This is a genomic window from Clostridium sp. UBA871, assembly GCF_002295255.1.
Taxonomy (GTDB): Bacteria; Bacillota; Clostridia; order Clostridiales; family Clostridiaceae; genus Clostridium_J; species Clostridium_J sulfidigenes.
Genome location: NZ_DBFV01000004.1, coordinates 242912 through 254435, shown reverse-complemented (window position 1 = coordinate 254435; position 11524 = coordinate 242912). Strand labels below are relative to the sequence as shown.

General features: G+C 29.2%; 11 protein-coding genes and 1 other RNA gene. 3 read left to right on the top strand and 9 right to left on the bottom strand.

Annotated elements, in window-relative coordinates:
- Nucleotides 1-124: 124 nt before the first annotated feature.
- The gene (locus B3086_RS07200; protein ID WP_346848209.1) at nt 125-682 is read left to right on the top strand and encodes a hypothetical protein; all 558 of its coding nucleotides are present in this window, start codon (nt 125-127) and stop codon (nt 680-682) included.
- Nucleotides 683-830: 148 nt separating this feature from the next.
- Here the strand turns inward: B3086_RS07200 and B3086_RS07195 are convergent, their stop codons facing one another.
- Both B3086_RS07195 and B3086_RS07190 read right to left on the bottom strand, forming a co-directional pair.
- The gene (locus tag B3086_RS07195; RefSeq protein ID WP_346893113.1) at nt 831-2090 is read right to left on the bottom strand and encodes a cytochrome P450; all 1260 of its coding nucleotides are present in this window, start codon (nt 2088-2090) and stop codon (nt 831-833) included.
- A 214-nt stretch (nt 2091-2304) separates the two neighbouring features.
- On the bottom strand, nt 2305-3318 hold the full coding sequence (locus B3086_RS07190) for a type II CAAX endopeptidase family protein (RefSeq protein WP_346893111.1): 1014 nt from the start codon (nt 3316-3318) through the stop codon (nt 2305-2307).
- Nucleotides 3319-3628: 310 nt separating this feature from the next.
- Between B3086_RS07190 and ssrS the strand changes: the two genes are divergently transcribed.
- Nucleotides 3629-3821: non-coding RNA, 6S RNA (gene ssrS / locus B3086_RS07185), on the top strand.
- A gap of 170 nt (nt 3822-3991) precedes the next feature.
- Here the strand turns inward: ssrS and abc-f are convergent.
- From abc-f to B3086_RS07165, 4 genes are all read right to left on the bottom strand, one after another.
- A complete protein-coding gene (gene abc-f, locus B3086_RS07180; RefSeq protein WP_346893109.1) occupies nt 3992-5968 on the bottom strand; it encodes a ribosomal protection-like ABC-F family protein in 1977 nt (658 codons plus the stop codon).
- A gap of 524 nt (nt 5969-6492) precedes the next feature.
- Nucleotides 6493-7068: a GNAT family N-acetyltransferase gene (locus tag B3086_RS07175; protein WP_346876715.1), complete on the bottom strand. Its 576-nt coding sequence runs from the start codon at nt 7066-7068 to the stop codon at nt 6493-6495.
- A gap of 142 nt (nt 7069-7210) precedes the next feature.
- Nucleotides 7211-7780, bottom strand: coding sequence for an HD domain-containing protein (locus tag B3086_RS07170; RefSeq protein ID WP_346878847.1), 570 nt, complete (start codon nt 7778-7780; stop codon nt 7211-7213).
- A gap of 176 nt (nt 7781-7956) precedes the next feature.
- The gene (locus B3086_RS07165) at nt 7957-8460 is read right to left on the bottom strand and encodes an Rrf2 family transcriptional regulator (protein WP_346871548.1); all 504 of its coding nucleotides are present in this window, start codon (nt 8458-8460) and stop codon (nt 7957-7959) included.
- Nucleotides 8461-8666: 206 nt separating this feature from the next.
- Between B3086_RS07165 and B3086_RS07160 the strand changes: the two genes are divergently transcribed.
- On the top strand, nt 8667-9038 hold the full coding sequence (locus B3086_RS07160; RefSeq protein WP_346880311.1) for a pyridoxamine 5'-phosphate oxidase family protein: 372 nt from the start codon (nt 8667-8669) through the stop codon (nt 9036-9038).
- Nucleotides 9039-9294: 256 nt separating this feature from the next.
- Here the strand turns inward: B3086_RS07160 and B3086_RS07155 are convergent, their stop codons facing one another.
- The 3 genes from B3086_RS07155 to B3086_RS07145 all read right to left on the bottom strand — a co-directional run bounded on the left by B3086_RS07155 (nt 9295) and on the right by B3086_RS07145 (nt 11493).
- Nucleotides 9295-9423 (bottom strand): hypothetical protein, encoded by a 129-nt coding sequence (locus B3086_RS07155; protein ID WP_346876719.1) that lies wholly within the window; start codon nt 9421-9423, stop codon nt 9295-9297.
- A gap of 384 nt (nt 9424-9807) precedes the next feature.
- Nucleotides 9808-10650 carry a hypothetical protein gene (locus B3086_RS07150; RefSeq protein WP_346880312.1) on the bottom strand — a complete coding sequence of 281 codons (843 nt, stop codon included), beginning with the start codon at nt 10648-10650 and terminating at the stop codon, nt 9808-9810.
- Between the two features lie 186 nt (nt 10651-10836).
- Nucleotides 10837-11493, bottom strand: coding sequence for an HAD family phosphatase (locus tag B3086_RS07145; RefSeq protein ID WP_346846887.1), 657 nt, complete (start codon nt 11491-11493; stop codon nt 10837-10839).
- Nucleotides 11494-11524: the final 31 nt, after the last annotated feature.

Sequence of the window (11524 nt, the reverse complement as noted above, 5' to 3'; positions counted from 1 at the left end):
TTAAACATTATTTACATACTATATTGCATATGATTTAATATAAGTAAGAGAATATTTCCATATGCTTATGGAAATAGAAAGGGGTACAGCTATAGTTAATAAGAAATAATAAGGGGTGCATAAAATGATAGAAAAGGGATTAAATAATTTTTTTTGGGGATTCTTGTTTATATCTTTAAACTTTAGAATTTGTGGTTTTGATATACTCCCCGATGTAATTGGATTTATACTATTTGCTATGGCATTTAGTCAGCTTAAAGAGCATAGCGAGCATTTTTCAAAGGCTTCAACATTAAATATCTTTACCCTAATACTTTCTATTTTTTCAATATATGAAGTTAAAAACAATAACGGTGGTATCACCTTTGGAATTTTAGGACCATTTGGTATTCTAGTAGGATTAGCTTCCTTAATATTAACCTTATATGTAATATACAATTTATTCATGGGTATGAAAGAAATGCTTAACAATCATGATAAACATATGTTAGCTGAAGAAGCTGATGATAGGTGGAATCAATATAAAGCATTAACTATTGCAAGTATATTAGCTTTTATAGTAATATTTATACCTGTAATAAATATCTTATATGTGTTAGGGTTATTTATTTTTGGTATAGTTTTCTTAGTAAAAACCATGCAATATTTTAGTAGTTGTAAAGATAGCTTTATTACCTCATAAAATTTCTTAATAAAAAAGTATTTGTTAACACCTTGATATCTGTAAACAACTTATATATTTAGTCTTAAAATCATTCACTATTCTTTATAAAGTGTTGAGCATGTAATTTAGTATTATTGCTAGTACATGCTCAATATTTATTAAAATCCTATGATTTTCTTCGCACATTCTTAATTACAAATCCACTTTTAGGTAATGTAGGCATTCTTACTAAACTATAAGTTAAATCTTGATCAGGAGTTTCAAACTCAATTTTGTTAACAAGAAAATCAAGGTATGCTTTCATTATTTCCATAGTGATATTCTCCCCAGGGCAGCGATGTCCCTTAAAGGGATTACCTCCACCTTGAGGTATGAAATTAAATAAGTTATCCTCCCATTCCTTAAAACGCTCTGGGCAAAACTCATAGGGTTTATCCCAAATTCTAGAATCGTGATTCGTGCCATATACATCAAGTAATACAAGCATTCCTTCTTTAAATTCATAATTACTCCAATTGAAATCCTTTTTTACTATCCCACCAAGAAAAGGTGTAAATGGATAGTAGCGGCGCACTTCTTGTATGAACATTTCAAGATAATCACTACCACCTTTTAATAGCTTTTCTTTATATTCTGGATGTTTATATAGAGCTAAAGCTGTAAATGTAATAAAAGTTGAAATAGCAACAATGGGTCTTAGTACGTTTATAAGTTCTATTGCTGCCATTTCGTCACTAAGTTCTTTACCATGAAGATCTTTATGAAAAGCCATTGAATAAAGTGCTGAATCTTCTTCTACCTTTAGCTTGTAAGATCGTACATCTTTTATTATACCAACTATCCACTCTTCAGATTTGTTTCTTGCAATTCTGCCTTTCCAGTGACGTGGTCCAACTGCTCCAAATGCATCAACCATTGCACTAAAATCCTCAGCTCTCTCTTTAACATCAGATTCTATTAGCGGAACTCCAGCCCACTTGCATGCAACTCTACATAAAATCTCTTTAGATTCTTGAAAAAGTATGACTTCATCATTGACTTTCCACTTATCAATACTAGCTTCCAAATCCTCTGATACAAGTTTTGCTAATTGTTCCCCATGGAATGGTGTCATTAAGGCCATGAAAAGTTTCTTTCTATGAAGATGTTCTCCTCCATCCATTGTTTGAATGGCATTCATACCAAATAATGTTTTTTGTACTCGTTTGGGTAATGCATTATTTTTTTTAAATCGTTCTTGGTCATAAAATATTTTTGCTCCTTCTCCCCCACTAATGCAAATAACTTTTTTCCCTAATAGTCGAGTCTCAAAAATATTAGTCTTAAACTGATCCATTCTATTTTTTATAAACATATATCCTTCCCGAGATAAATTAAAAAAACTCTCTATATCTTTATCTTTTTTATCAACTTCATCTATTATCATCTACTATCTACCCCTTTCTATCCACCTATATTTCCCACACTATCTAAAAATATTCGTGAAACTCAAATTCAATAGATTTTTATTTAAAAATTATAAAGCCAATGCTTAATTTAAAATCATAAGCACTGGCTTTTTACTATAACTATTAGTGTACATTAAAGATAAATATAAAGATATACACCTATGTAGTTTGGGTGGGTATCTTTATATATTCCTATTCATTTATTTCTTCTGAAATATGAGTTTTCTTTCTATATTCTTTTGTAGCTAAAAATGGCAAATAAATAATACTAAAAATCACAAAGGACAAAAGGACATCTTGCCACCTAATAACAGTATTTGAACCATCTGCACCAAAGAGTAGAAAACCAAGATTATTGTTTAAATAATGTATCATGGACACAGCCCAAATATTTTCCGTCTTAAGATATACATAGCCAAAGAAAACAGAGTAACATATACAAACTATAAGCTGAGTAACTATGCTATAAAAAGAGGTCTCTGGACTATAATAAAATAAATTTATTGGGAAATGCCAAAGTCCCCAAATTACTCCAAGTAAAAGTACACCCCATCTTTTACCAAACTTGTCCTGAAGTACTGGTTGTAAGAAATACCTCCATCCGTATTCCTCTCCAAAGAAAAGAAAATAAGTAAATAAAAAATTTAATGGTAAAAGCAGAAGTAATTTTAAAATAGTCGGATACTTAAGGTATGTAAAAAAATCATCAAGGGATCCACTTATAGCACAGGATATTAAATTTGCTAATAAGTAAAGTACAACAAAAATAAGAATATAGAATAATGATTTCTTACCATTCTTTTTTATGCTAAGTCCAAACTCTTCCCTGGTTTTGCTATCTTCAATACCTAGCATAATAAGTCCCAGAAAACTTCCTGCTGTGACTAATATTCCAGCTACAATCTCTGGCTCACCATATCCAGTAAAGGTCTGTATAGAAAGTATAATTACTGATACCATTGAGAAAATCAAAAATACTCCAAAAAACTTTTTAGGTGCCCTTGTTCTTATTTCCTTGTTACATAAGAATGCAAACATAACTCCTATGGATGGGTAATACATTTGTACGAGGGGAAATGCACCTACAGCCCCTTTAGAATATGCAAAAGCCATTAAAAATCCCATTAGTGCTGTCATTCCAAAACATACTATAAAGAATATAATAACAGTACCTTTGCCACTGTGTTGCTTATCCAAATTTTCCATAAATACTCTCCTTATATTTATTACTGTTATACTAAGACAAGTTATATGAATATTTATGTAATTTCATTATATAACTAAGTTTTTACCTCATATAACTAAGTTGCTACCTTAAAATATAATAAATAAAAAACATAAATATTCAACAATTTCATTATATCAAAATTACTAAATATATACAAATCATGGTATTTACGTTAAATTAAAGTAAAACATCAAAGGATTAATTTACCATAAAAAAATATATTGTACATTAAACTAAAATATGATATTATAATCTCACACCAAGGAAATGACTAATAAATAAAAAGTTAAATTTCTGGAATATGCGTTAAGCTCTTATTTTGAACCTACATTTAATTTTAGGGAGTTCAATATTTAAATGAGGAAATGTACCTTCTTGTGAGTCCTTTTCACGGCATTGAGGGCGATTGAGACATCTGTGAGGACACCCACCTATCGTGAGATAGGCTTCAAAATTAGAGTACCGGTATTTTGGATTTTATATTAAAATTTAAGCCAAGCTTATAGTCTTAAGCATTGGCTTTTTGTTTTATCCGATGAATATCAGCTCTAATACTCCCATCTTCTTCAAAATGGTAGTAAAGAGAAGTTACGTCCCTAGATAACGATTTCTACAACTTTCCACTAATCTAATTACAGTTACCCATAGGTATTAATTTAAACTTACCCACAATTCCATAGCTTCATCACGCTTACTACTTAACTCTTCTTTTTTGCAGTATAACTTATTAAGATTTTCATAATCCAACTTTTCATCAGTCATGGCAACATCAATATCCTTTATTTCATTTTCAAGGACTTCAATGATTCTTTCAACCTTAGCCTTTTCCACTTCCTTCTGTTTATCCTCATCAACCTTTTTAGGTTTCTTAACTTTTTCCTGTTTTATCACGGGCTCTTTAATCTCTTGTAGCTTAAGCTGTTCTTTTACATTTTTATAATAATCATAATTTCCAGGATAGCTTTTAAAACCATTATCTTCAATGGCAATTACTCTTTCACTTATTTTATTAATAAAATATCTATCGTGGGATATGAAAAATATAGTTCCTTTAAAATCTTCTAGAGCTTCTTCGAAGTTTTCTATGGAATCAATATCAAGATGATTAGTAGGCTCATCCAATATCAATAAATTCACGTCTTTATATAATAGCTTACCTAGTTTTAGTCTTATTCTCTCTCCCCCAGATAAATGCTTTACTTTTTTAAATACACTATTCCCATAAAACATGAATTTTGATAGATATTCACGTGCTTGACCTTCAAGTATTGAAATATCTTCTCTAAAGCACTCTAGTACAGTAAACTCCTCATTTTTAAAGGTGATTTTCTGTGGTAAATATGCAGCCATTACATTAGCACCTAATTCCACTACACCAGAATCTGGCTTTTCTTCATCTAAAAGCATTTTCAAGAAAGTAGTTTTACCACTACCGTTTGGGCCTATTAATGCTGCTCTTTCACCGAAATGAATCAATAAATCTACATCTCTTAAAATAACCTTATCATCAAAAGATTTAGAAAGCCCTTTAGCCTTAATTGTCTCATTACCAGATCGTTCACCATCTTTAAAGTTAAGCTTCATATTCTTTCTTTCAAACTTTGGTTTTTCAGTTCTTACATATTGACCCCTGGTTCGATAAAATTTATCACTTTCAGTATCACTACTTTTCATTTTATCAAGCTTTTTTTGTAGACTAGCAGCTCGTTTAAAGAATTTATTATTATCTACCCTAGCTGCCCAATCCCTTAACTCCTTTATAGCGTTCTGTACATTCTTAATCTCCTTTTGCTGCTCCTTATATTGGTGAAATTGTTCAAGGATATTCTCTTCTTTTTGCTTTGAAAAATCAGAATAATTTCCTTTATAAGTCTTACTTTCCATATCCTCTATTTCTATAATCTTTGTTACCACATTATCTAAAAAGTATCTATCATGAGATACAATAATTACAATACCATTGTAGCTTTTAAGATAAGCTTCAAGCCATTCAGTTGACTCCATATCCAGATGATTTGTAGGCTCATCTAGTAGTAATATATCTGGGTTATCTATGAGCAGTTTGCCAAGGACAACCGTAGTTTTTTCGCCACCACTTAATAAATTAAATTCTTTATTTAAAAAGCTTTCATCTAATTTTAACCCAGTACAAATCCTACTTAATTTTTCTTCTGTATTGTATCCATCTTTAACTTCATATAATTCAACTAATTGGCTATACTGCTTCAGAGCTTTTTCTAAATTATTATCTTCTAAAAACTTCATTCTATCTTCTAATTCACGCATTTTATTCTCTATGCTATAAACTTCTTCAAAAGCTAATTTTAGAACATCAATAACCTTTATGCCATCTTCATACTTAGGAATTTGCTCAAGGTATGCACAAGTAGCTTCTCTAGGCTTACAAATGAAACCTTCATCATATCCTGGACTTGTAGCTCCCGGATACCCAATACAATAATTCATTGGTAACACTCCTGCTATTAACTTAAGAACAGTACTCTTTCCACTTCCATTAACCCCTACTATACCAACTTTTTCTCCTGAAAAAATCTGAAAGGATATATTTTTAAGAACAAGAGTTGCATCCATATATTTTTTTACACCATTTAATGTTAATTCGAACATAAAAATTCCTTCTTCCATCAATAATTCTAATTATGCATTTCATGGATAGGCACAAAAACACCTTAATTATTATAACTTTTTATTATTTAAAAATAAAAAACTGTAAGAAGATGGTTTCTTCTTACAGTCAGAAATACTCTAATACTATTATAATTTACTTAAATAAGATATAGGTTAAAAACATATCATTATGCTATATATCCCATTATATACTCTTCAAAGCTTTTTCTCCAATAGTTAAAGCTTTTTGAAATATTATAAATTATAGTATCAATTTCAATAAAGTAAGTTACCTTCTAAATGCCTTATTCCATAAAGAGCACAACAATAAAACCTAAATATAATTAGGTAAATTAAAACTCATTATAAAATATATTAATTATTAAATTAATATTAGCAAATAGCTGGTTTCATAACTTACTTCCTCCTCTTGGCGTTTTTTTTATTATACCATTTTTAATATATTATGTAAATACATTTAAAAACTGTATCAACATAGCTATTTAAATCCACCAATTTAAGACCTATACTATGATTTTCTGTGCATTTTCATGGGTATCATCATATTCTTCTCTAAGTAGTGAACACATATATCTATCAACTAGTTTCCCCTTATTTTTAACACTTTTTCTCATTAATCCTTCTACTTGAAATCCTAAACTGGTTAATAAAGCTAAAGAGCCTGTATTCTCCTTTTGTAAAGTTGCATATATCCTAGCTAACTTTAGTTCCTGAAATGCATACCTAATAAGCATTTGTGCTGCTTCTTTGGTATAACCCTTATTCCAAAATTTTTTTCTTATCCAATATCCAATTTCTCCATTTTCATATTGATAATTAATATTACTTAAGGAAACAACTCCTATAAAGTCATCTGTATTTCTATTGAAAATACCCAGTTCTATGCAAGAATCATCTTTTATAGAATTTAAGTACTTTATATAGCTTTCAGCATCTTCTAAAGTATATGGGTATGGAACTTCATGCATATATTTTGTCTGTTCAAAATCATTTATGTTTTCTTGAAGGGTCTTTGCATTAACTTTGGTTGTAAGCGTTTCCAAATAAATTCTTTCACCTATTAACAAAAGCTTTCTCACAACAACTACTCCTTTTAAAATTATATTTTTAGGTAAATTACAACTTTACCTAATTATAACTCAATATATAAAAAGTTCAATGATAATTTTATAGGGTGAATAAAAATTCACCCTATAAGTCACTGTTATTTATTCTAAAAAACTAAGCTTCATTCTTATGAGCTATTTTTTCTTTCGTTCTTTGGTCAATTTCTTTCTTCAGCTCTCTTAAATAAGGAGAGAATTCCACCTTATCCGCACCATAAGTAAGTTGCAAGTCATATTCTAGCGGAATCCAAGTACTAATATCCGCCTCGTTATGCTGAATGACTGCTTCTAAATTGTCTAAAGCTTTATAAAGCTTTGCTTCATCAGTCTCAAGTTCATTCATTTCCTTTAAAAGTTCTGTGAATTCCTCACGATAAGGAGTATGGAAGGTTGCGATCCATTTGAAAAACATCTCATCCTCTTTTTCACTATCTTCTTCTTTCTTCTCAAATGTAGGAATATCACCAGTAAAGGCTTCACCTAAATCATGAATCAAACACATACGAATTACCTTGTTCATATCAATCTCTGGAAATTCATCACGCATTAATAATGCCATTAATGCAGTACGCCAGCTATGTTCTGCTACACTTTCATGGCGTCCGCTCGATGTCCATGAGTGCCTAGTATTGCATTTTAGTTTTTCTGCTACTGTTAATATTTCTAGAAATGTTGCTGTATTCATACGAAGGTCCCCCTAGAATTTTTATTTGTGGAATATTATAACAAATACATATAAATAAGACCACGCCTATTTGGCTAAAAGTAAATAAATGAAGTTAATTTAAATTATAGATTTCCTAAAATATAATGAAAAAAATCTAAAATATGGAACTTCATTAAGGTGTAGTTCACCTTATTTTATTTTCTTTTATTACTAAACCATTCAATTGTTGCTTTTTCCACATCTTTTGGAAGCTTTTTATTATACACCTCATCATATAGCCATGCCAATGTCTTATTATTTAAATATTTTTTCATTTCATCTTCTGCTTCTAACATTACAACTTTTATTAAACAAGGACATTTGGTATGTGTATCTGGCAAATTCTCTTTATCTAATAATATATTTTTTTGTCTAATTTCTGCACATTGAAAAAATGATTCAGTTCCTTCTACTGCTTCAACAACATCCCAAAATGTTATTTCTCCTGCACTACGAGCTAGTGCATAACCACCTTTTACACCTGGTATAGATTTTACAATTCCTGACTTACTTAATTTTGCATATACTTTTGATAAGTAAGTTTCTGAGATACCTTGAAATGCCGCCAAATCCTTTATTCCCACAGATTTACCTTCTTCTAAATTTACCATATATAATAAACAATGTATTGCATATTCTACTCCTACTGAAAATTTCATTTTTCATACTCCTTTGATATATATAGTCTTTTATTAATAATATCCTATTATTTATTCTTCTTCAAGATAATCATGTTCCATTAAATATATACTCTCTTACAAAATATCTCCATTGACAAAAGGGAAAAAAAATTATATTCTTATTAAAGACAACTATTGTCCACGATAATTCTTATCCATAATTTATAAGAAAGAAGGAATGTGAAATGTTTACAGATAAATTTTTTGAGGTACTAAATCATAAAGGAGTAGTTTCTATTGTTACTTGTGCAAATAATACAGCTCATGTCGCTAATACATGGAACAGTTATTTAATTGTTGTAGAAGAAAATAAAATCTTAATTCCTGCAGCAGCTATGATTAAAACAGAAGAAAATATTAATGCTAACCCTAAAGTTAAATTGACTCTTGGTAGTAAAGAAGTAATGGGTTACAAATATATGGGAACTGGATTTTTACTTGAAGGAACTGCCAAATTCCTAAAAGATGGAGATAACTTTAAGATGATGAAAGAAAAGTGCCCATTCCTTACAAGAACATTAGAAGTTACAGTTACCTCATGCAAACAAACACTGTAAAGAATATTAAACTCAATCAGAGAAACTATGCTAAGAAAAATAAGGCCTAGAATTAGTTCTAGGTCTTATTTTTTATATCTTCTTTCTAACTTTTTAATTCAAAAATAAAAAAATGCTTCATAAAAAATATTATCTAATTAAAATTGAACCTCTACCAAAACTAAATACTACTTGGGCTGTCAAATGAGCAATAGCTAACTATTGGCATTTTTTATCAAATAGAAATTAGTGTTTTACACCCTTTTCATAATAAATGCTACCCTCTATTTGTCAAATATTCTCCTTTACTTTCACCGAATCTAATGTCTTCATCTGTATAAGCAAGTCTTCTAACCTCTATGATATTATGAGCATCTTCAATTTTAACCTTTTCAAGATGTAACATAGATTAATCTCCAACATTTTATATTTTTCATTTTTAGGTATATTAAATCCCACTTTCAAAATATGAAAACCTCTGAAACCAACATGGCGACAACAACTAGTTTAATAGTTAAATATTTTTATAGTTAACTATGTTTATATATTTATAGTTAAATAGTTCTCTATATACATTTTTACCTATGTAAATAGTTATGTATATACCTAGATGTGTTCTAAATTAGGTAAAAGTATAATTTTTTTTATTTTAATATATCAATTGACTTATAGACAAGATAAGAAAAATATGAAGTAATTAGATTTTAACTTGTCATTTGAAAACCGAGCAATACTGTGAAATAGTTATCTGATATATAGTTTAAAAATATTCTTTTAGTATTAGTTTATTTTAGTCCAAATTAAACACTACACATATAAGTAATCCTATTTCACAAATCGAAAATAATTGAGCACAAAAATAAGTTTTATAGAAATCATCGGACTGTCGTTTTTCAAGTAAATATATAAAAAATATCATTAATGAAAATATAATTCCTATAATTAAACCAAATATGCCTTCATTTTTAAACGAAAACCAAATACCATTTTGTATTCCATATTTTGTAAAATAATAAGCAAATGTCGGAATGGCAATTATATTTGTTGGTATGAATACTTTCAATTTAATAAATTGTGAAATAAAAGCTAAAAAGAATATTGCACCTAGTATAGCAAGGAACAACAAGATATCTTTAAAAGGAAACCCTATAACTTTTCCTGCCTTTTCATTATTACTGCCCAAAACGATTTTCTCACAATAAATTGCTTTATGGGTATGGGTTAGATATCCTATTTTATAAAAATCATATTTACTTACACCAGATGAAAAGAAAAATTCAACCTCTTCTCCTGTAGACAGATAAACATAGTCTGTTGGGTCTTTGCTATAATGTTTTATTTCTACTACTTTCCCAGTGACATAATTTAGTTTTCCAGTTATTAATTGAGGAATATCAAGAAAGTTCGGTTTAAGAAAGTAAATTGTTATGCCCATAACGATTATAAACCAAATAACTTTCCATGGACTAACCTTACTTATATCCCATCTTTTTCTTTTAGAAAAACTTTCTAAATAATTATATCTATGTTTTTCTTTCGTTGCATTTTTTTTAATGCCTAAAAGCCAATTAGAATTTAATGCTATTATAAGTCCTATTATTAACCAGAATATGATTCCAATTATAAAAAACATGTTTGAAACATCCTCATTCTTTTACCACCTTAAAATTTTCAATATATATTAGGGTTTATTCAATGTATATCGCTCTTATTTAATTGAATAATGTTCGTACTAATTTACAATTTTCATTTATAAATATAGTTATACAAACTTATTGTAACATAATTACAATATTTAGTTTGTTATATTAGAACTATGTTAGTGATAAAAGCTATCTGCCAGCTCTATTCTCTTAAGAATGTCCGTTAAATCGTCTGTATCAACTACATACATCGCACTCTCTTTAACTTTCGGTGAGCTGTTTATTGCGATAGAGCCTCCACAGTATTGAAAAATTGGAATATCTGTTGAACCATCACCTACAGCAATGCATTCTTCGGGTTTAATACTATTGTTACTACAAAAATCTTGTAAACACTCAATTTTTTGTTCCGCCCCAATATAATTAAGGATTTTTCCAGTAAATACTCCTTCAACTACTTCATAATCACTACCATAATAATAATCAAATCCCCAAATATCACATACAACTTTGGCTACTTGCTTTGGACCGACAGTAATAACAATACATTTAATATTTTGTTCATGTAATGCTTCAACTACACTCTTGATATTTTTTAAAGGTTTTGCAATCTCTAAAAAAGATTGAGCGATTTTACGTTCTTCAAGACCTAAAAGCAATTCTGATCTAAGGTAATCTGCTGATATATAGTCAAGCAGTCCTTTTTCTTCCTGTTCTTGAATGAGAGAGTGCTCTTTTTCTTTCCCATTTAAAATGCATGGCAACATAACGGAATGAATTTCTCTAATGAGAGTATCATCCAAGTCAAAACAAACAAGTTTCAAATTTTTCACTCTAAATACACCATCCTAAAATATAAGTTAT